Annotated in this window: 22 protein-coding genes and 1 pseudogene; 15 read left to right on the forward strand and 8 right to left on the reverse strand. The window is 60.6% G+C overall.

Features of this window, described 5'->3' with window-relative positions; translation table 11 throughout:
- Window positions 1-45: 45 nt before the first annotated feature.
- Complete coding sequence (gene hemH, locus M5B43_RS04665; protein WP_248748988.1) at window positions 46-1,068, reverse strand: ferrochelatase; 1,023 nt, start codon at window positions 1,066-1,068, stop codon at window positions 46-48.
- A 14-nt stretch (window positions 1,069-1,082) separates the two neighbouring features.
- Window positions 1,083-1,982: a TIGR01777 family oxidoreductase gene (locus M5B43_RS04670; RefSeq protein ID WP_248748989.1), complete on the reverse strand. Its 900-nt coding sequence runs from the start codon at window positions 1,980-1,982 to the stop codon at window positions 1,083-1,085.
- A gap of 211 nt (window positions 1,983-2,193) precedes the next feature.
- On the opposite strand from M5B43_RS04670, the gene M5B43_RS04675 reads away from it, so the two are divergent.
- The 12 genes and pseudogenes from M5B43_RS04675 to M5B43_RS04730 all read left to right on the forward strand — a co-directional run bounded on the left by M5B43_RS04675 (window position 2,194) and on the right by M5B43_RS04730 (window position 11,908).
- Complete coding sequence (locus tag M5B43_RS04675) at window positions 2,194-3,180, forward strand: NAD(P)/FAD-dependent oxidoreductase (protein WP_248748990.1); 987 nt, start codon at window positions 2,194-2,196, stop codon at window positions 3,178-3,180.
- The gene (locus M5B43_RS04680; protein WP_248748991.1) at window positions 3,177-3,392 is read left to right on the forward strand and encodes a TIGR02450 family Trp-rich protein; all 216 of its coding nucleotides are present in this window, start codon (window positions 3,177-3,179) and stop codon (window positions 3,390-3,392) included. Before M5B43_RS04675 ends, M5B43_RS04680 begins: the two co-directional genes overlap by 4 nt.
- Before the next feature lie 113 nt (window positions 3,393-3,505).
- Complete coding sequence (locus M5B43_RS04685) at window positions 3,506-4,465, forward strand: DUF523 and DUF1722 domain-containing protein (RefSeq protein ID WP_248748992.1); 960 nt, start codon at window positions 3,506-3,508, stop codon at window positions 4,463-4,465.
- 3 nt (window positions 4,466-4,468) lie between these two features.
- The gene (locus M5B43_RS04690) at window positions 4,469-5,398 is read left to right on the forward strand and encodes a MerR family transcriptional regulator (protein WP_248748993.1); all 930 of its coding nucleotides are present in this window, start codon (window positions 4,469-4,471) and stop codon (window positions 5,396-5,398) included.
- On the forward strand, window positions 5,399-6,844 hold the full coding sequence (gene phrB, locus M5B43_RS04695) for a deoxyribodipyrimidine photo-lyase (RefSeq protein ID WP_248748994.1): 1,446 nt from the start codon (window positions 5,399-5,401) through the stop codon (window positions 6,842-6,844). It begins immediately after the preceding gene.
- Window positions 6,837-7,259: a nuclear transport factor 2 family protein gene (locus M5B43_RS04700; protein WP_248748995.1), complete on the forward strand. Its 423-nt coding sequence runs from the start codon at window positions 6,837-6,839 to the stop codon at window positions 7,257-7,259. The genes phrB and M5B43_RS04700 overlap by 8 nt, the downstream gene beginning before the upstream one ends.
- Window positions 7,256-8,038 (forward strand): SDR family NAD(P)-dependent oxidoreductase, encoded by a 783-nt coding sequence (locus M5B43_RS04705; RefSeq protein WP_248748996.1) that lies wholly within the window; start codon window positions 7,256-7,258, stop codon window positions 8,036-8,038. The genes M5B43_RS04700 and M5B43_RS04705 overlap by 4 nt, the downstream gene beginning before the upstream one ends.
- Window positions 8,035-9,282, forward strand: coding sequence for an FAD-dependent oxidoreductase (locus tag M5B43_RS04710; RefSeq protein WP_248748997.1), 1,248 nt, complete (start codon window positions 8,035-8,037; stop codon window positions 9,280-9,282). The genes M5B43_RS04705 and M5B43_RS04710 overlap by 4 nt, the downstream gene beginning before the upstream one ends.
- Complete coding sequence (locus M5B43_RS04715; protein WP_248748998.1) at window positions 9,279-10,088, forward strand: DUF1365 domain-containing protein; 810 nt, start codon at window positions 9,279-9,281, stop codon at window positions 10,086-10,088. Before M5B43_RS04710 ends, M5B43_RS04715 begins: the two co-directional genes overlap by 4 nt.
- On the forward strand, window positions 10,075-11,346 hold the full coding sequence (locus tag M5B43_RS04720) for a cyclopropane-fatty-acyl-phospholipid synthase family protein (protein WP_248748999.1): 1,272 nt from the start codon (window positions 10,075-10,077) through the stop codon (window positions 11,344-11,346). The genes M5B43_RS04715 and M5B43_RS04720 overlap by 14 nt, the downstream gene beginning before the upstream one ends.
- Before the next feature lie 45 nt (window positions 11,347-11,391).
- Window positions 11,392-11,548 (forward strand): annotated as a pseudogene (locus M5B43_RS04725) (DUF2878 domain-containing protein); the annotation flags it as partial.
- 54 nt (window positions 11,549-11,602) lie between these two features.
- The gene (locus M5B43_RS04730) at window positions 11,603-11,908 is read left to right on the forward strand and encodes a YkgJ family cysteine cluster protein (RefSeq protein WP_047543652.1); all 306 of its coding nucleotides are present in this window, start codon (window positions 11,603-11,605) and stop codon (window positions 11,906-11,908) included.
- 85 nt (window positions 11,909-11,993) lie between these two features.
- Here M5B43_RS04730 and M5B43_RS04735 read toward each other — a convergent pair whose 3' ends face one another.
- From M5B43_RS04735 to hemA, 6 genes are all read right to left on the reverse strand, one after another.
- Window positions 11,994-12,512, reverse strand: coding sequence for an acyloxyacyl hydrolase (locus M5B43_RS04735; RefSeq protein WP_248749000.1), 519 nt, complete (start codon window positions 12,510-12,512; stop codon window positions 11,994-11,996).
- A gap of 110 nt (window positions 12,513-12,622) precedes the next feature.
- The gene (murI, locus tag M5B43_RS04740; protein ID WP_248749001.1) at window positions 12,623-13,417 is read right to left on the reverse strand and encodes a glutamate racemase; all 795 of its coding nucleotides are present in this window, start codon (window positions 13,415-13,417) and stop codon (window positions 12,623-12,625) included.
- The gene (locus M5B43_RS04745; RefSeq protein ID WP_248749002.1) at window positions 13,410-14,165 is read right to left on the reverse strand and encodes a molybdopterin-synthase adenylyltransferase MoeB; all 756 of its coding nucleotides are present in this window, start codon (window positions 14,163-14,165) and stop codon (window positions 13,410-13,412) included. The genes murI and M5B43_RS04745 overlap by 8 nt, the downstream gene beginning before the upstream one ends.
- Window positions 14,159-14,989 carry a peptide chain release factor N(5)-glutamine methyltransferase gene (gene prmC, locus M5B43_RS04750; protein ID WP_248749003.1) on the reverse strand — a complete coding sequence of 277 codons (831 nt, stop codon included), beginning with the start codon at window positions 14,987-14,989 and terminating at the stop codon, window positions 14,159-14,161. Before prmC ends, M5B43_RS04745 begins: the two co-directional genes overlap by 7 nt.
- Window positions 14,990-16,072: a peptide chain release factor 1 gene (gene prfA, locus M5B43_RS04755; RefSeq protein ID WP_027606884.1), complete on the reverse strand. Its 1,083-nt coding sequence runs from the start codon at window positions 16,070-16,072 to the stop codon at window positions 14,990-14,992.
- Complete coding sequence (gene hemA, locus M5B43_RS04760; protein ID WP_248749004.1) at window positions 16,069-17,358, reverse strand: glutamyl-tRNA reductase; 1,290 nt, start codon at window positions 17,356-17,358, stop codon at window positions 16,069-16,071. Before hemA ends, prfA begins: the two co-directional genes overlap by 4 nt.
- Window positions 17,359-17,540: 182 nt before the next feature.
- Between hemA and M5B43_RS04765 the strand changes: the two genes are divergently transcribed.
- Genes M5B43_RS04765 through ispE form a run of 3 tightly spaced genes read left to right on the forward strand, consistent with a single transcriptional unit; the run spans window position 17,541 to window position 20,741 of the window.
- Entirely contained in the window at window positions 17,541-19,265 is a 1,725-nt protein-coding gene (locus M5B43_RS04765) for a tetratricopeptide repeat protein (protein WP_248749005.1), read from the forward strand.
- Window positions 19,266-19,269: 4 nt separating this feature from the next.
- Complete coding sequence (gene lolB / locus M5B43_RS04770) at window positions 19,270-19,887, forward strand: lipoprotein insertase outer membrane protein LolB (RefSeq protein ID WP_248749006.1); 618 nt, start codon at window positions 19,270-19,272, stop codon at window positions 19,885-19,887.
- A 2-nt stretch (window positions 19,888-19,889) separates the two neighbouring features.
- Window positions 19,890-20,741, forward strand: a complete 852-nt coding sequence (gene ispE, locus M5B43_RS04775) for a 4-(cytidine 5'-diphospho)-2-C-methyl-D-erythritol kinase (protein ID WP_349292353.1) — start codon at window positions 19,890-19,892, stop codon at window positions 20,739-20,741.
- Window positions 20,742-20,762 lie beyond the last annotated feature (21 nt).

Below are 20,762 nucleotides of genomic sequence, written 5' to 3' on the forward strand. Positions count from 1 at the left end.
ATCAGGAGCAAGCCGCCTTCCGCCTTTAGATCCCCACAAGCTGGATTACAGAGTAACGGGAGCCCGTTCGCACAGGGTGTTGAGCGCCGCCGCCCACTGCGGGTCATCATTCAAGCACGGCACCAACACCAACTCCTCGCCCCCGGCCTCGCGGAATTGCTCACGGCCACGATCACCAATTTCTTCCAGCGTCTCGATGCAGTCGGCGACAAACGCAGGGCACATCACCAGAAGCTTTTTCACGCCCTGTTGAGCCAACGCCTCCAGGCGTGCCTCGGTGTAGGGCTCGATCCACTTCGCCCGTCCCAGACGCGATTGAAACGCTACCGACCACTTCTCCTTCGGTAAGCCCATGCGCGCGGCAAAGTCCCGCGCCACACTGAAGCACTGCCCGCGATAGCAGGTGCCGCGTACCTCGGCGCTGGCATCCGCACAGCAATCGGTGGCGCCATCGAAGGTATGGCCTGGGTTGAGTTTCTTCAGGTGCCGCTCCGGCAAGCCGTGGAAGCTGAACAACAGGTGATCGTAATCCTGCTGCAAGTGCGGCGCAGCGCTGGCGACCAAGGCGTCGAGGTACTCGGGCTGCTCGTAGAACGGCTGCAAGATCGAAAACTGCACCTTGAGCTGCTTATCCCGCACCACCCGCTTGGCTTCTTCGATCACCGTGGTCACGGTGCTGTCGGCAAACTGCGGGTACAACGGTGCCAGCGTGACCTTTTGAATGCCCTGAGCCGCCAGGCGCGTCAGGGTTGTTTCCAGCGACGGCTCGCCGTAGCGCATGGCCAGCTCCACCGGGCCTTGAGTCCACTGCGCAGTCATTTGCTGCTGTAGGCGACGACTCAGGACGACAAGGGGTGAGCCCTCGTCCCACCAGATCGACGCGTAAGCGTGGGCTGACTGCTCGGGGCGCTTGATCAGGATCAGTGAGACCAACAAACGACGTACCGGCCACGGCAGGTCGATCACGTAGGGGTCCATCAGGAACTGATTGAGGTAGCTGCGCACATCGGCTACCGAAGTGGACGCCGGTGAACCCAGGTTGACCAGTAACAACGCGTGATCCGTCATGCAACATCCTATCTCTAGAGGCGGCTGGACACGTCGTCCAGAGCCGCGTGCAACTCAGTGAACTGGAAAGTGAAACCCGCAGCCAACAGCCGCTCAGGCAGCGCCCTTTGCCCGCCCAGCAATAAACCGGACAACTCCCCCAAACCCACCTTCAGTACAAAGGCCGGCATTGGCATGAACGCCGGGCGATGCAGCACTTGGCCCAGAATCTTGGCAAACGCGCGGTTACGTTCCGGCTGTGGCGCACAGGCATTATAAGGACCGCTGGCGTCTGCCTTGTGCAGAAGAAAATCAATCAGGGCGATTTGATCCTTGATATGTACCCACGGCATCCACTGCCGGCCACTGCCGATAGGCCCGCCCAACGCCAGTTTGAACGGTAGCAACAGGCGCGACAAAAAGCCGCCCTCGGCCGCCAATACCAGGCCTGTACGCACCAGCACCACGCGAATCCCCATGGCTTCGGCACGCAGGGCAGTTTCTTCCCAGGCGATACACAGCTGGCTGGGAAAGTCGTCTTGCACCGGGCCGCTGGCTTCGGTCAGTTCACGTTCGCCGCCATCGCCATACCACCCCACGGCGGAACCGGAAATCAGCACCGCCGGTTTTTGCTCCAGGCTTTCCATCCACGCCAGCAAGGTTTCGGTGAGACTGATGCGACTGCTCCACAACAACGCCTTGCGCCTGTGGGTCCAGGGTCGGTCGGCGATGGGCGCACCCGCCAGGTTGACCACCGCATCCACCGCGCCGATCACCTCTTGCAGATGGCCCACGCCCAGCACCTGAGCACCGCAAAGACGAGCAACGGTTTCAGGCTGACGGCTCCACACCGTCAGGCGATGGCCTTGTGCAAGCCAGTATCGGCAGAGTTGGCGACCGATCAAGCCGGTACCGCCGGTCAGCAAAATATGCATGGGATCCTCCTCATGTAACGTTTGCCGCCCATCACTGGTCTATTTTATAAGCAGGGATCATTTGTAATCGGGCGTAACGTTGGTTCTAGCCTCAGCTTTAACCATAGGACACGCCAAACGATCAGGTACGCCAAAACTTATACCAAAAAACAATATTGTACAGCTATTGGTGTCGGCGTAGTCTGTACCCAACGGTAAAACGAGGCCTCCCATGACTGTTCCCATCGCGATCATCGGCACCGGCATCGCCGGTCTCTCCGCCGCCCGAGCGTTAAGAGACGCGGGGCACGTTGTACAACTCTTTGATAAAAGCCGCGGCAGTGGCGGCCGCATGTCCAGCAAGCGCAGTGACGCTGGAGCGCTGGACATCGGCGCACAATATTTCACCGCCCGCGACAGGCGCTTCGTCAACGAAGTGCAGCGCTGGCAAAGCAACGGCTGGGCAGAGCAGTGGAAGCCCCAGCTGTACAATTTCAAATCCGGCCAGCTTACACCCTCCCCTGATGAACAGATCCGCTGGGTCGGCACACCGCGCATGAGCGCCATTACCCGCGCGCTGCTTGACGACTTGCCGGTGGAATTTGGTTGCCGCATCACCGAGGTATTCCAAGGCACCCAGCACTGGAACTTGCTGGACGCCGACGGCGGTCATCATGGCCCCTTCAGCCACGTGGTCATCGCCACCCCGGCGCCCCAGGCCACCCCTCTGCTGGCCGCCGCGCCCAAGTTGGCGAGCGCCGCCGCCGGGGTGAAGATGGACCCGACCTGGGCCATCGCCCTGGCCTTCGACAAGCCTCTGGATACGCCGATGGAAGGCTGCTTCGTCCAAGACAGCGCCCTCGATTGGCTGGCGCGCAACCGCAGCAAACCCGGGCGCGACACCGCCCTCGATACCTGGGTCCTGCACGCCACCAGTACCTGGAGCAAGGCCCATCTGGACCTGCCCAAGGATGCGGTGATCGAGCACCTGCACGGCGCCTTCGCCGAACTGCTGCACAGCGCCATGCCCGCGCCTTCCTTCAGCCTGGCCCATCGCTGGCTCTATGCTCGGCCATCCGACAGGCATGAGTTCGGCGTGCTGGCCGACGCCGACCTGGGCCTGTACGTGTGTGGCGACTGGTGCCTGTCCGGGCGCGTCGAAGGCGCCTGGCTCAGCGGCCAGGAAGCGGCACGACGCTTGATCGAACACCTGCAATGAACCGTATCAATCCCGCCAAATTGCTGCTGTCGAAGTGGACAGCAGCCCAGCCGCGCAACAAGGAAAAACACTTTCTGGTCATCGAGTTGTTTCGCGATGAGGAAGGCACGGTATTAGACATCGAACTGCAAGCCATCATGACTCGCCGCGCTGAACGCCTGGCCTGGCAAACCCTACAAAACGCAGACGTTTGGCGAATCGGCTGGCAATAGCGCCCTCGCGAATACCTATACAAAACATTTGACTTGTACAGCATCAAACCTATGATGAAATCTAGTTGTACAGAGTTTTAAGTTTGTACAGGAATTTCGGAGGGGGTTTAAGCATGTCCAGCAGCGCAAAACCGAAGATCGCCATCAGCGCCTGCCTGTTAGGCGAAAACGTGCGCTTCAACGGCGGACACAAACAGTCCCTGCTGTGCACCCAGACCCTCGCCGAGTACTTTGACTTTGTGCCGCTGTGCCCCGAAGTCGCGATCGGCCTGGGCATCCCCCGCGAGCCGATCCGCCTGGTCGGCGACCCTGCTCACCCGCAAGCTGTCGGCACCGTGTGCCGTGAGCTCAATGTCACACAACCGCTGGACGATTATGGTCAGCAGATGGCACAGGAACATACCGACCTGTGCGGGTACATCTTCATGCAGAAATCGCCGTCGTGCGGGCTGGAACGGGTCAAGGTCTACCGTGACAACGGCACCCCCGTCGACGGTGGCGGGCGAGGCATCTACGCCCAGGCGTTTTGTGCACGCCACCCTAACCTGCCGGTAGAAGAAGACGGTCGACTGAATGACCCGGTGCTGAGGGAAAACTTCCTGACCCGCGTGTTCGTGTACGCCCGTTGGCAACAACTGCTGGCCGACGGCCTCACCCGCCACAGCCTGCTCACCTTTCACTCGCGCTACAAATACCTGCTGATGGCCCACAGCCCGGCGCATTACAAGAGTCTCGGCCACGTGCTCGGCAGCATGGGCAAGGGGGCCGACCTCAAGACGTTGGCCGACGGCTATTTCACCGAACTGATGGCTGGCCTGAAAAAGTGCGCCACGCGCGGCACTCACACCAATGTGTTGCAACACATCAGCGGTTACCTCAAACAAGCCATCAGTGCCGATGACAAACAGGAAATGCAAACCGTCATCGGCCAATACCGCCACGGCATCGTACCGCTGGTGGTGCCACTGACCCTGCTCAAGCATCACTTTCGCCAACACCCGGACCGCTACATCGCGCAGCAGGCTTACCTGCAACCGCACCCGGAAAACCTCAGCCTGCGCAATGCGATCTAGACCATGAGACCTGCCCTGCAAGACGAGCCCGGCGAAGACATCGCCCTGGCCCTGGAAAACGGCTGGCTGCCCATCCGCGAGGTCGCGCGCCAGACCGGCGTCAATGCCGTGACCCTGCGTGCGTGGGAGCGCCGTTACGGGCTGATCGTGCCCCAGCGCACGCCCAAAGGGCATCGGCTGTTCAATGCCGAGCACGTACAACGCATCCATACCATCCTTACCTGGCTCAATCGCGGGGTGCCGGTCAGCCAGGTTAAAAACCTGATCGACTCTGCTCAAGCCTGCCCCGACAGCGTAGAAAACGAGTGGCAGGCGCTGCGCCAGCATCTGGTCAATGCCATTGGTGAACTGGCCGAACGCCGGGTCGATGACGCTTTCAACCAGGCGATGGCGCTTTATCCGCCACGCACCTTGTGCGAGCAATTGATGCTGCCGCTGCTCAAGGAACTTGAACAAAAATGGCAGGGCCAGTTCGGCGCGAAGATGGAGCAGGGATTTTTCCTGTCGTGGCTGCGCAGCAAGTTCGGCGCGCGGATTTACCACAACAACCGCCAACTCCAAGGTGCGCCGCTGCTGCTGGTCAACCATTCCGACTTGCCCCTTGAACCACACCTGTGGCTCTGCGCCTGGCTGGCCAGCAGCGCCGACTGCCCGGTGGAGGTCTTCGACTGGCCGCTGCCCGCTGGGGAACTGGCCCTGGCGGTGGACCACCTGCAACCACGCGCCGTGCTGTTGTACTCGAGCCAGGCGCTGCACTTTCCGGCACTCGCAAAACTAATCAGCGGCGTCAGTTGCCCGACGTTGATAACCGGACCAACGGTACGCATCCATCACGCCGAGTTGGCCGTATTAAGCCGTGACACCCCTGAATTGTTCGTGGCCGAAGACCCGTTGTCGGCCCACCAGCTACTGATCCTGCGTGGAATTGTTTAAATGCACTTGATCTGGCTGCGCACCGACCTGCGCCTACACGACAACACCGCCCTGGCCGCCGCACACCAGCGAGGCCCGGTTGTCGCCGTCTACCTGATCACTCCCGAACAATGGCTGGCCCACGATGATGCGCCGTGCAAAGTCGACTTCTGGCTGCGCAACCTGCAACACCTGAGCCGGGCGTTGGGCGAATTGAACATCCCCCTGTTGATCCGCCACGCCGCGACCTGGAACCAGGCGCCGGCCGTGTTGGGTGAGCTGTGCCGGGAACTGTCGGTGCAGTCGCTGCACGTCAACGAAGAATACGGCATTCATGAAAGCCGTCGCGACACGGCGGTGGCCAAGGCTTTGGAAGCCGACGGCGTGACCTTCCACAGCTACCTGGACCAGCTGCTTTTCCAACCAGGCAGCGTACTGACCAAGACCGGCACCTACTTCCAGGTGTTCAGCCAGTTCCGCAAGGTCTGCTACAACCGCCTGCACAGTGCCTTGCCGCGCTTGGTGGCAACACCAAAAGCCCAGGCCAGGCTTGCCTTGAACAGTGATCCGGTGCCCGCACAGGTCGACGGTTTCGCGCTGCCCACCCAGACCTTGCGCGCACTCTGGCCCGCCGGCGAAGACGAAGCGCGCCGCCGCCTCGACGCCTTTGCCGACGAGCAAATCAGCCACTACCGGGACGAACGCGACTTCCCGGCCAAGCCCGGCACCAGCCGGCTTTCCGCCTACCTCGCCGCCGGTGTGGTTTCGCCGCGCCAGTGCTTGCATGCCGCGCTGCAAACCAACCAGGGTGAATTCGAAAGCGGCAACATCGGCACCACCACCTGGATCAACGAACTGCTGTGGCGCGAGTTCTACAAACACATCCTGGTCGGCTATCCACGGGTATCCCGCCACCGCGCATTTCGCCCCGAAACCGAAGCGCTGGCCTGGCGCGATGCACCCGAAGATCTCGCCGCCTGGCAGGAAGCGCGCACCGGCTTGCCGATTATCGACGCAGCCATGCGCCAACTCCTGGAAACCGGTTGGATGCACAACCGCCTGCGCATGGTGGTCGCGATGTTCCTGACCAAGAACCTGTTGATCGATTGGCGCGAAGGCGAGCGCTTCTTTATGCGTCACCTGATCGACGGCGACCTGGCGGCCAATAACGGCGGCTGGCAGTGGAGCTCATCGACAGGGACCGACTCGGCACCGTATTTCCGAATTTTCAGCCCGTTGAGCCAATCGGAAAAATTCGACGGCGAAGGCGTATTCATCAAGCGCTGGCTACCGGAGCTAGCCGCCCTGAATAAAAAGGACGTGCACAACCCCGAAGCGGCCGGCGGCTTGTTCGGCTTGGCCGATTACCCCCGTGCCATCGTCGACCTGAAAAAATCCCGGGACCGCGCACTGGCCGCGTTCCGCAGCCTGCCGTCGCGCCTGGCAGCCGGAGCCGAGTATGAGTGACTTCCTGCGCCGCTTCGCCCACGCCTTCGCCACGCTGGACAAGCACAACCTGGACCGGCTCGACAGCCTGTACAGCGCGGACATTATCTTTGTGGACCCGTTGCATGAAATCCACGGGCTCCCGGCCATGCGGCACTACTTCGCCGAGCTGTACAGCAATGTCAGCCAATTGCGCTTTGACTTCCACGGCTTCGACCCAGTGGCCGATGGCGAAGGCTACCTGCGCTGGAAAATGAGCTTCTGCCACCCACGCCTGGCCAACGGCAAGGTGATCCAGGTGGAAGGTTGCTCACACCTGATGTGGCACGACAAGGTTTACCGGCATCGCGACTATTTCGATGCCGGCGCCATGCTCTATGAACAGTTGCCCGTCATCGGCCGCATGATCCGCTGGCTGAAAAGGAGAGTGGGATGAACCTGACACTGCCCCGCCGTTATTGGCTGACCGGTGCCAGCAGTGGCATTGGTGCCTCGCTGGCCGTGGAGTTACTCAACAGCGGCGCCCATGTGGCCCTTAGCTCGCGCACCAAAGGGCCGTTGGAAGCCCTGGCCCAACGTTACCCGGGGCAAGTACTGATCGTGGCCGGCGACCTGACCAACAGCCAGACCGTACGTGAAATCGGCGAGCGGATCGGCGCGGTCTGGGGCTCGCTGGACACGGTGATCCTCAACGCCGGCACCTGTGAGTATGTGGATGCCAGGCAATTTGACTCATCGATCATCGAGTACGTGGTTCGCACCAACCTGCTAGCGAGCAGCTATTGCATCGAAGCTGCGCTGCCGCTGTTACGCAAAGGGCATGCGCCCCACCTGGTGGGCGTTGCCAGTGCCGTGACCTACCTGCCGATGCCTCGCGCCGAAGCGTATGGCGCGTCCAAGGCCGGGCTGCGCTATTTGTTCGAATCACTGCGCATCAGCCTGTCACCCGAGCACATCGATGTCACGGTGATCAGCCCGGGCTTTGTCGACACGCCGCTGACCGAACGCAATGACTTCCCGATGCCTTTGAGCTGGTCCGCCGACAAGGCCGCACGGCATATTTTCGCCAAACTGGAAAAGCGCCCGCTGGAAGTCGCCTTCCCCGCGCTGTTTATCGCCACGCTGTGGCCGCTGTCGAAGCTGCCCAACCGTGCCCAACTGATCATCGGCAAACGCATGCTGCGCAGCCCGCCGCCGCAGAAGGATCACCTGTGAAGATCGCCATCATCGGCAGCGGCATCGCCGGGCTGACCAGTGCCTACCTGCTCAGCCGTCGCCACGACATTACGCTGTTCGAAGCAGGCGACCGCATTGGCGGGCATACCCACACGGTCAACGTCACCGTCGAGGGTAAACACTACGCGGTGGACACCGGCTTTATCGTATTCAACGACCGGACCTACCCCAACTTCATTCGCCTGCTGGGCCAGGTCGGCGTCACGTTCAAACCTACCCAGATGAGTTTTTCGGTGTGCGACCAGCACAGCGATTTTGAGTACAACGGCAATAACCTCAACAGCCTGTTTGCGCAGCGACGCAATATTCTGTCGCCGGGGTTCTGGGGCATGTTGCGCGATATTCTGCGCTTCAACCGCCAGGCGCCTCTGGACTTGCAAGCGCAGCGCATCAGCGCCGAGATGACCCTCGGTGAGTATCTTGAAGCGGGCGGCTATGGCCCACGGTTTATCCGGCATTACATTGTGCCGATGGGTGCGGCGATCTGGTCGATGCCTTTGGCGGACATGCTGGGCTTTCCGCTGCAATTTTTTGTGCGCTTCTTCAAAAACCACGGCTTGCTCTCGGTGAACAACCGGCCGCAATGGTGCGTAATCGAGGGAGGTTCAAGCCGCTATATCGAACCGCTGACGCGCAGCTTTCGCGAACACATCCGACTCGATTGCCCTGTGGATAAAGTGCAGCGTACCGACGCCGGTGTGGTTATCCACAGCCCGGCCGGCCGCGAGACATTTGATCAGGTGGTGTTCGCCTGCCACAGCGACCAGGCGCTGGCCTTGCTCGACGACCCCAGCCAGGCCGAGCAGGAGATCCTCGGTGCCCTGCCCTACGCCGACAACGACGTGGTGCTGCACACCGACACCCGCCTGCTGCCGGACCGCAAATTGGCGTGGGCCAGTTGGAACTATCGGCTGACCGGCAATGCGCAGGCCCAGGCCGCCGTCACCTACGACATGAATATCCTGCAAGGCATCCACAGCGATACCACGTTCTGCGTCAGCCTTAACCAGACGCCGATGATCAACCCGCTGAAGGTCCTTGCTCGCTACACCTATGCCCACCCGCAATACAGCCTGGCGGCAGCGGCTGCACAACAGCGCTGGGAAGAATTATGCGGCGCCCGCAACACCTTCTACTGCGGCGCCTATTGGGCCAACGGCTTTCACGAAGACGGCGTGGTCAGCGCCCTGCGTGTGGCCCAGGCGTTTGGGGAAACGCTATGAACAGCGCCCTGTACAGCGGCTGGATTGCCCATCGCCGATTTGCGCCCAAGGCCCACGCCTTTCGCTACCGCATCGGCCTGCTGTACCTGGATTTAAGCGAGCAAGACGCAGTCCTTGCCCTGTCACCCCTGGCCGGCGTAGGGCGCTTGGCGCCCTTCGGCTTTCGCCAGCAAGACTACCTGCGTCAGTTCACACGCCACGGCATGAGCTTGACCGATGCCGTGCGCCAAGAAGTCGGCAAGGCCCTGGGACGTACACCCCAGGGCGCTATCTGCCTGCTGACCCAGGCCCGCAGTTGGGGTCTGGCTTTTAACCCGGTGAGTTTCTTCTACTGCTTCGAGGCCGATGGGCAACTGGCCGCGATCCTGTGTGAAGTGACCAACACCCCATGGCGCGAGCGCTATCACTATGTCCTGCCGGCCAAGGCGCTCGGTGATGATGAGCACCAGCATTTCGCCGTGGCCAAGGCGTTTCATGTGTCGCCATTTTTGCCGCGCGACCTGGAATATCGCATGAGCTTCAGCCCGCCCGCCCAAAGGCTGGGTGTACACATGGCCGACTGGCAAGGCGCGCAGAAAGTCTTTGACGCAACGTTGAGCCTGCAAAAAGAAGCCCTGGACCGCGCCGGCCTGCATCGTTACTTGTGGCGCTTTCCCTGGATGACTGCCAAGACCTGCCTCGCGATTTACTGGCAGGCCCTGCGCTTGTTGTTCAAACGCACACCGATTTTCCCCCACCAGGCCGCCGATGGCGCCTCTCGCACCGCAGTCGGGTATCCCAAGGATCGTCGCCATGAAGTCCCCTAGCTTATCGGTCAAGACTAACCGCCTGAACGTCAACGGCCTGACCGCTGCCCTGTTGCGCAAAGGCGTACTGCGCCAGCTCAGCCAATTGCGCCATGGCCAACTGGTGGTCATCGAGGAGGGTGAACGGCAAGTGTTCGGCGCACGGGAAGCGCACCTGTTGGGGGAGATCCAGATCCTCGACGCCGCCGTGTGGGGCTTGGTGGCCGCCAACGGTTCCATCGGTGCTGGCGAAGCGTTTATCCACGGTTACTGGAGCAGCCCGGACCTGACCGCCGTGGTGCGCGTGATGGTCAGTAACCTGGAGGTGCTCGATGCGCTGGAAGGCGGCTTGGCGCGCCTGGCCCGGCCACTCACCCAAGGTCTGCACTGGCTCAACCGCAACACGCGCAAGGGCTCGCAAAAAAATATCGCCGCCCATTACGACCTGGGCAACAACCTGTTCGAAGCATTCCTCGACCCGACCATGATGTATTCGGCAGCGCAATTCCTGACGCCCGAGGACACCTTGGAACAGGCCCAGTTGAACAAGCTTGAGCGTATCTGCCAGAAGCTCGCGCTCAAGCCCACCGACTACCTGCTGGAGATCGGCACCGGCTGGGGCAGCATGGCGTTGTATGCGGCGCAGCATTACGGTTGCAAGGTCACTACGACGACCTTGTCTAAAGAACAGTTTGCCTACACCGAACAACGCATCGAAGCCCTGGGGCTGCAAGCTCAAGTGACACTGCTGCTGCAGGATTACCGCGACCTCACTGGCCAGTACGACAAGTTGGTGTCGATCGAGATGATCGAAGCGGTGGGCCATCGCTTCCTGCGCACTTATTTCATACAGTGCGCGCACTTGCTCAAGCCTGACGGCCTGATGTTGCTGCAAGCCATCACCATTCGCGAACAACGCTTCGAGCAGGCCAAGCACAGCGTCGATTTTATCCAGCGCTACATCTTCCCCGGTGGCGCCCTGCCCTGCGTGCAGAACATGCTGCAGATCGTCAGCCGCGACACCGACATGAACCTGCTGCACATGGAGGACTTCGGCCTGCATTACGCGCGAACCCTACGCCTTTGGCACGAGAACTTTCGACGCGCCCACGGCCGCCTCGCGGAACTGGGCTACGATGAGTACTTCCTGCGCCTGTGGGAGTTTTACTTGTGCTATTGCGAAGGTGGTTTTATGGAACGAACCATAGGTACCGCGCAGTTGCTGCTGGCCAAGCCTGCCGCGATCAACCCGCCCCTGCTTGGGCGCTTCAGTGCTTAAACCCTTGGTGAACGCCGTGCTGTTTCAGGGCGGCTGGTTTGCCGTGTGCTGGGCGCGGTGGACGAGCCGTTGCCGTATTACGCGGGCAGCCAATTGGCTGGCATGAGTTTCGGTTACGGCACCGACCGTGATCGGCCTGGCGCTGCTCTGGGCCGTACTGTTTCCGGTGTTGCACTGGGTCGCGCGGCAACTGGGGCACTGACGTCCGTCAGAGCGTTCACACGCACTTAACGCGCTTGCCTTACACTGCGCGCCTATGACCAACATCCCCCATACCCAAATTACCGAACCCGTCGTCACCTGCTCGACGTGCGCGGCCTGTTGCTGTCAGCTGGAAGTCATGTTGATCACCGACACCGGCGTGCCGGAACGCTATATCGATACTGACGATTGGGGCGGCGAAGTGATGCTGCGCCTGGACGACGGCTGGTGCGCAGCGCTGGACCGGGACACGATGATGTGCACGATTTATGAGCGACGACCGCTGATCTGCCGGGAGTTCGAGATGGGTGCGCCGGAGTGTCTGACCGAGCGCGAAGGCATTGCGACGGCCTATCGCTGAACCCAAGCTTTTAGAGTGAGCGGGCTTGCCCCGCGCCGGGCAAGCTCGCTCACTACAGATTCATGTACCCGCCGTTCTTTCTAACTTACAGCGGCAAGGTGTAGTGCAACGAATAGCTCTCGATTCCATCGTTGTTGCGACTGATGCCAGCGTTGGAGTAGTGAGTAGCGCGAATGCCGACTTCCTGCCCGCCAGCAAAGCGCAGACCAAAGCCCAGGCGGTCTTCGAATTGGAAAGCCTGGCCGATGTTGTTGTCTTCGACCCGTGTGCGGGAGAACACCGCCACGCCAATCCCCGCCTCGACGTAGGGCTTGACCGACTCAGCGGCAAACTCATACACAAATACCGGGGAGAACGACAGGCTGCTGACGCTGGCGCGCTTGTCGCCATCCCAGTAGGTGTAAGCACCGCTCCAATAGCCGGTCAGTCGACCGACGTTGCTCTGCATCCAGCTTTTGTCCCAATCGGAAGTCAGGCCCAGCCGATAGGTCATGGTCGAATCGCCAGTGCTCCCCACCCCAAATTCCAAGCCAGCGGCTTGGGCCGAAACTGAATGCCCCAACACTGCAGCCGCCATTGCGACCAAACAGAACAAGCGCTTCATAAGAAACATCCTTGCGAACGAAGTTATATGGTTTTGTACAGGCTAACGGGCTATAGAAGCTGGCGCATAGGCGGAAGTTCAGCTTTTATCAGCGCTATTTCACGAAATTTTCACGAGCCAAAGCTTCGCACAACTCCGGGATGTTTCCATAGTGTCGGTAGGATATTTCTTAGGTGATACGGGTCGCCGCTGGTCCAGAACTGGGCAGTTTCAGGCTCGCCCACGGCCAGCAGGTTACGCTCCCCCAGCAAACGTTTGAGCTGACGCGCTACGGCGGCGCCGGTGTCAATGAGGATGATGCTGGGAGGCAGCATCTGTGCCAGCAGTGGCTTGAGGAAAGGATAGTGGGTGCAACCCAGAATGATGGTGTCGCACCCGGCCGCCAGCAGCGGTTCGATGTACCCCTGCAACAGCTGGCGCAACGCCGGGCTGTTCAGGTCACCGGTTTCAATCAGCTCCACCAGGCCCGGACACGGCTGGGTAATCACCCGCACATCGGTGGCGAAGCGGTCGAGCAAAGCGGCAAACTTGGCGCTTTGCAAGGTGCCGGTGGTGGCGAGCACACCTACCACACCGCAGCGAGTTGCGGCAGCCGCGGGCTTGACCGCAGGCTCCATGCCCACCAGTGGCCAGTCGGGATAATCCTGGCGCAGGTCAGCCACGGCGGCGACGGTCGCGGTATTACAGGCAATCACAAATGCCTTGGCACCACGCTCACGGAAAAATTCGGCAACCCATCGGGAACGCTCAAGAATGAACGCCGGGGTTTTCTCGCCATAGGGGATATGCCCGCCATCCGCCACGTACAGCAGTGACTCATGGGGCAATAACTGCTGTATTTCATCCAGTACCGACAAACCACCGATACCCGAGTCGAACACACCAATGGGCGCATCCTTAACCATGCTGCGTCCCACACACGCTGCAACCGGGATCGCGCTTGACACGCAACTCTCGGAACCGTGTGGTCAAGGCATCGATCAATAACAAACGGCCCACCAGCGGCTCACCGAAACCGGCCAGCAACTTCAAGGCTTCCAGCGCTTGCAGGCTACCCACCAGCCCCACCAGCGGGCCGACGACGCCCGCTTCGCTGCAGGTCAGTTCGGTGTCACTGCCATGCCCGTATAAGCAGTGATAGCACGGGCTTTCGGCGCGACGCGGGTCGAATACCGATAACTGCCCTTCAAGGCGAATCGCCGCGCCACTGATCAACGGCTTACCCGCGACGACGCAGGCGGCGTTGACCGCTTCGCGGGTCGAGAAGTTATCACTGCAATCGAGCACCACATCCACACTCGCCACAGCTGCTGCCAGGGAGTCTGCATCCAGCGCGGTGCGATGGGCCAGCAATTGGACGTCCGGGTTGAGTGCACGCAGACGGCGGATGGCCGAATCGACCTTGGTCTGCCCGACGCTGTCGGTGTCATGGATGATCTGGCGTTGCAGGTTAGTCAAGTCGACGGTGTCGAAGTCCGCCAGATGCAACTCGCCCACGCCGGCAGCGGCGAGGTAAAGCGCAACCGGAGCGCCCAGACCACCCAGGCCGACAATCAACGCACGGCTGTTTTTCAGGCGCAACTGGCCGTCGATGTCGACATGCTGCAACAGAATTTGTCGGCTATAGCGCAACAGCTCCTGGTCGGTCAGCACGGCCGGCGCCCCAGGGTGATGCGCTCGTGACCACCGAGATCAATGCGGCTGTGTACGTTTTCAAACCCCTGGCTCGCCAGCAAGTCACGCACGGCCGGGGCCTGGTCGTAACCGTGTTCGAGCAGCAACCAACCTGCGGCATTCAGGTGTGCAGGGGACTGCGCGATGATCAAGCGCAAATCGTCCAGGCCATCATGCCCCGCCACCAGGGCGCTGGCTGGCTCAAAACGCACATCGCCGGCCACCAGGTGCGGGTCGTTGTCGGCGATGTAGGGTGGGTTACTGATGATCAGATCGAAGGCATTGCCTTGCAGGGCGCTGAACCAATGGCTGTTCAGTACCGTGGCATTGTTGAGGTGCAGGCGTTGGCGATTTCGCTCGGCCAGGGCCACGGCCTCGAGCACACGGTCGACGGCCGTGACCTGCCAGGCCGGACGCTCGCTGGCCAGGGCCAGGGCGATGGCACCGCTGCCGGTGCCCAGATCAAGAACCTTGGCAGGCGTGCCCGGTAACAGCTCCAGGGCAGCCTCTACCAACAGCTCGGTTTCCGGACGCGGAATCAGCGTGTGAGGTGCGACCTCCAGGTCAAGCTTCCAGAAGCCTTGCTGGCCGAGGATATAGGCGACCGGTTCACCGCTGCGGCGGCGCTGCAGGTAGCCGGAAAAGGTCAGGGCATCTTCACTGCTGACGATTTTTTCCGGCCAGGTGTGCAGGTAGCTGCGGGACTTGCCCAAGGCAGCGGCCAGCAACAGTTCCACATCCAGGCGCGCGGTAGGCGAGTCGGGCAGGTCGGCGGCGCGCAGCAGGCTGGCGATAATGGTCATTTATTCACCTATGGCTGCCAGTTGATCGGCCTGGTATTCGGCAAGCAGCGGCTCGATGACCGCGTCGACACCACCGGCAAGGATCTCGTCCAGGGAGTAAAGGGTAAGGTTGACCCGGTGGTCGGTAACCCGGCCCTGGGCAAAGTTGTAGGTCCGGATGCGCTCGGAGCGGTCGCCCGACCCCACCAGCAACTTACGCTCACTGGCAATAGCGTTGGCGGCGGCGCTGGTCTGCTGGTCGTTCAACTTCGCCGACAGCCAGGACATGGCCCGCGCACGGTTCTTGTGCTGGGAACGTTCTTCCTGGCACTCCACCACAATGCCCGACGGCAAGTGGGTGATGCGGATCGCCGAGTCGGTCTTGTTCACGTGCTGGCCACCGGCGCCCGAAGAGCGGTAAGTGTCGACGCGCAAGTCCGCCGGGTTGATCTCGATGGCTTCTTGTTCGTCCGGTTCGGGCAATACGGCCACGGTGCACGCCGAGGTGTGGATACGCCCCTGGGATTCCGTCGCCGGCACCCGCTGCACACGGTGCGCGCCGGACTCGAATTTCAGCTTGCCGTAGACATTGTCGCCTTCGACCCGGGCGATGACTTCTTTATAGCCGCCATGTTCGCCTTCGTTCTCGGAGAGGATCTCGACCCGCCAACCACGCCGCTCGGCATAACGCGAATACATGCGGAACAGGTCGCCGGAAAAAATCGCCGCCTCGTCACCGCCGGTGCCGGCGCGAATTTCGAGGAACACGTTACGCCCGTCGTTAGGGTCCTTGGGCAGCAGCATGCGTTGCAGGTCGCCTTCCAGCTCGGCCAGCTTTTCCTTGGCTTCGCGGACTTCTTCCACGGCCATTTCGCGCATGTCCGGGTCGCTGTCCTTGAGCAGCGCCTGGGCGCCTTCGAGGTCGGCCTGCACTTTCGTGAGGTTTTTGTAGGTCGCTACGATCGGCTCAACTTCGGCGTATTCCTTGGAATAAGCACGGAATTTAGTCTGATCGGAAATAACCTCGCCATCGCCGAGCAAGGCGGTCAGTTCTTCGAAACGGTCCTGGAGCACATCCAGTTTATTGAGCAGTGACGCTTTCATTGCGGTTTTTTATCCGAAGAGCTATCTGACGCGCCCTCACCGAGGGCAAAGAGTTCCTGGGCCATGGCCAGCGCATCGAGGCGGCCTTCGGCAGTAAGCTTTTTCAACTGAACGCTGGGGGCGTGGAGCAACTTGTTGGTCAGGCCGCGAGCCAATTGCATCAGTACCTCTTCAGCACTGCTGCCGTTGGCCAGCAAACGCTGGGCCTTGCTCAACTCCTCATCGCGCAGGCGTTCACCTTGCTGACGATACGCCTTGAGCACATCCACCGCCGCCAATTCACGCAGGCGCACCATGAAGTCTTCGGCGCCGGTACTGACCATTTCCTCGGCGGCCTGGGCTGCGCCTTGGCGACTCTTGAGGTTTTCGGCGACCACTTCATGCAGGTCGTCGACGCTATAGAGGTAAACGTCGTCCAACTCGCCGACTTCGGGCTCGATATCCCGGGGAACGGCGATATCCACCATAAAGATCGGTTTGTGCTTGCGCAGCTTCAGCGCGCTCTCCACCGCACCTTTGCCGAGTATCGGCAACTGGCTGGCAGTGGAACTGATGACAATATCGCTGCGTACCAGCTCCGCCGGGATGTCTGACAGCAACACGGCGTGGGCACCGAACTGCTCGGCGAGGATGCTGGCGCGCTCCAGCGTACGGTTGGCAACCACAATACGCTTCACGCCCAGGTCATGCAGGTGGCGCGCAACCAGGGTGATGGTCTCACCGGCGCCGATCAGCAGGGCCTGGCTGCGTTGTAAGTCACTGAAAATCTGTTTGGCCAGGCTGACGGCAGCAAAGGCCACGGACACCGGGTTTTCGCCGATGGCGGTGTCGGTGCGTACCTGCTTGGCGGAATTGAATGTGGCCTGGAATAGCCGGCCCAACAGCGGGCCGACGGTGCCAGCTTCACGCGCTACGGCGTAGGCGGATTTCATCTGGCCGAGAATTTGCGGTTCGCCCAATACCAACGAGTCGAGCCCTGCGGCGACGCGCATCATGTGACGAACCGCCGCATCCTCTTCATGCACATACGCGCTGGCACGCAGGTCATCCAGGTTCAAATGGTGGTAATCGGCCAGCCAGCGCAGCACGACATCCGCGCAAAGATGTTCCTGCTCTATATAAAGCTCACTGCGATTGCAGGTCGAAAGGATTGCAGCTTCGCGGCTGTCGGTGAGCCGGCAGAGCTGCTGCAAGGCCTCAACCAACTGCTCTGGCGTGAACGCCACGCGCTCGCGCACGTCTACGGAAGCAGTCTTGTGGTTAATACCGAGTGCAAGGAAGGCCATTCAATATCGCTGATGATGTCGGGAAGCCGACAATTGTCCTACTTCGAAAGATCCAGAACAACCACCGTCGTCTATTGTCCTAATGCCTTGTGTCTATAAAGGCGTCAACTGAGACTCGGTTATGTTTGGCCGAAGGCTTGTGTCATGATGATCCGACCGCAGGTTAGTCGTCCTCTTCCTATATGAATAGATCTTCCGCGTTGCTCCTTGCTTTTGTCTTCCTCAGCGGCTGCCAGGCCATGGCCCCCGTGTCGCCGGACGGTACACCGCCGGTAGAAGACAGCACCCCCGCCCCTGAAAAGCCCAAGGTTTATTCCTCGTTCAGTGAAGAAACGGTCTACAGCCTGTTGACCGCGGAACTGGCCGGCCAGCGCAATCGCTTCGATATTGCACTGGATAACTACGTGACCCAGGCCATCAACACCCAGGATCCAGGCATTTCCGAGCGCGCTTTTCGCATCGCTGAATACCTGGGAGCCGACCAGGCGGCACTCGACACGTCGCTGATCTGGGCGAAAAACGCCCCGGATGACCTAGAGGCACAACGCGCGGCGGCCGTTCAATTGGCGCGCGCCGGGCGCTATGACGACTCCATGATCTATATGGAGAAAGTCCTGCAGGGCAAGGGCGACACCCATTTCGATTTCCTCGCGTTGTCGGCTGCCGACACCGACCAGGACACGCGCAATGGTTTGATGAAGAGCTTCGACCGCCTGTTGCAAAAGCACCCGAAGAACAGCCAGTTGATTTTCGGCAAGGCCCTGCTGCTGCAACAAGATGATGAGGCCGAAGCGGCCTTGAAGCTGTTGGAGCAGAACCCGCCGGAGGACGGCGAAATCGCCCCGATCCTGTTGCGCGCACGCCTGCTGCAGAACCTCAACCGTGGCAAGGAAGCGATTCCGCTGCTGGAAAAAAGCATCAAGAAATACCCGGACGACAAGCGCCTGCGCCTGACTTATGCGCGGATGCTGGTTGAACAGGACCGCATGGAAGACGCCAAAGTCCAGTTCGCCAACCTGGTCCAGCAATACCCGGACGACGATGAGCTGCGTTATTCCCTGGCACTGGTGTGCCTGGAAGCCAAGGCATGGGAAGAAGCCAAGGGCTACCTGGAAGAACTGATCGAACGTGAAAGCCATGTGGATTCGGCGCACTTGAACCTCGGCCGCATCGCTGAAGAACGCAACGACCCACAGGCCGCCTTGCTCGAATACGCCCAGGTCGGCCCAGGCAATGACTACCTGCCGGCCCAGCTGCGCCAGGCCGATATCCTGATGAGCAACGGCCGCACCGACGAGGCGGAAAAACGCCTGGCCGCGGCGCGTGATGCCGAACCGGACTACGCCATCCAGCTGTACCTGATCCAGGCCGAGACCTTGTCCGCCAACAAACAGGGCGAACGCGCCTGGAAACTGTTGCAACAAGCATTGCTGCAATACCCCGATGATTTGAACCTGCTCTACACCCGCGCCATGCTGGCGGAAAAACGCAATGACCTGGCGCAGATGGAAAAAGACTTACGCCTGATCATCAAGCGCGACCCGGACAACGCCATGGCGCTTAACGCCCTGGGCTACACCTTGTCCGATCGCACCACGCGCTACGCCGAAGCCAAGGCGCTGATCGAACAAGCCCACAAGCTCAACCCGGAAGACCCTGCCGTGCTCGACAGCCTGGGCTGGGTGAATTACCGCATGGGCAACCTCGACGAGGCCGAGCGCCTGCTGCGCCAGGCACTGGAGCGCTTCCCCGATCAAGAAGTCGCCGCGCACCTGGGCGAAGTGCTCTGGGCCAATGGCAAGCAACGCGAAGCGCGACAGATCTGGGAAAAATTCCTCAAGGAACAACCCGAAAGCCCCATCCTGCGCGGCACCATCAAGCGCCTGACCGGATCAGAGACCCTTTAAGCTTATGTTTTTGCGCCACGTTATCGTTTTCAGTTTCATCGCCCTGCTCGCCGGTTGCGCGGGCATAGGCAGCCGCGAATCCGTTGAAGGCCAGGGCAACCCGGCGCAATGGAAACAACACAAGGATCAGCTCAGCAGCATCGATGGCTGGCAGATCGATGGCAAAGTCGGGGTGCGCGCACCGAAAGACTCTGGCAGCGGCACATTGTTCTGGCTGCAACGCCAGGACTACTACGACATTCGCCTGTCCGGTCCGCTGGGCCGAGGCGCGGCACGCCTGACCGGTCGCCCAGGGCAAGTGAGCCTCGAGGTAGCCAACCAGGGCCGCTATGAAGCGACCTCCCCGGAAGAACTGCTGGAACAGCAGATCGGCTGGAAGCTCCCCGTCTCGCACTTAGTGTGGTGGGTGCGCGGCCTGCCAGCGCCCGACAGCAAGAGCCGCCTGAGCCTTAACGGTGACAGCCGCCTGGCATCGCTGGAACAGGATGGCTGGCAGGTCGAGTACCTGAGCTACGTGCAACAAGGCAGTTATTGGCTGCCCGAGCGTATCAAGCTGCATGGCACCGACCTTGACGTCACGCTGGTGATCAAGGACTGGCAACCGCGCAAGCTGGGGCAATAAACGTGACCGCACAATCGTTGACCCTGCCCTCACCCGCCAAACTCAATCTGATGCTGCACATTCTCGGTCGCCGTGAAGACGGCTACCACGAGTTGCAGACCCTCTTTCAATTCCTCGACTACGGCGATGAACTGACCTTCGCCGTACGCGACGATGGCGTGATTCAGTTGCACACCGAATTCGCAGGCGTGCCCCACGACAGCAATCTGATTGTGAGGGCGGCGAAAAAACTTCAGGCGCAATCCGGTTGCGCACTGGGTATCGACATCTGGATCGATAAAATTTTGCCCATGGGTGGCGGCATCGGTGGCGGCAGCTCAAATGCGGCCACCACCCTGCTGGGCCTGAATCACCTGTGGCAACTGGGTTGGGACCATGATCGCCTGGCCGAGCTGGGCCTGACGCTGGGCGCCGACGTCCCGGTTTTCGTGCGTGGACACGCCGCATTTGCTGAGGGCGTGGGCGAAAAACTCACCCCTGTAGAGCCCGAAGAGCCGTGGTATGTCGTGCTTGTGCCGCAAGTATCTGTAAGTACAGCAGAAATTTTTTCAGATCCGTTGTTGACACGTAACTCTTCTCCCATTAAAGTGCGCCCCGTTCCCAAGGGAAACAGTCGAAATGACTGCTTACCGGTTGTAGCAAGGCGTTATCCAGAGGTACGTAACGCTTTGAATTTGTTAGGTAAATTTACCGAAGCAAAATTAACCGGAACTGGAAGTTGTGTGTTTGGGGGCTTCCCAAGCAAAGCTGAAGCTGATAAAGTCTCGGCCCTTCTTACAGAGACCCTTACAGGGTTTGTAGCAAAGGGAAGCAACGTTTCGATGTTGCATCGCAAGCTGCAAAGTCTGCTCTAAAAGGAACCGAGTGTTAGGCAC

Source organism: Pseudomonas sp. MWU15-20650, from assembly GCF_023242475.1.
GTDB lineage: Bacteria > Pseudomonadota > Gammaproteobacteria > Pseudomonadales > Pseudomonadaceae > Aquipseudomonas.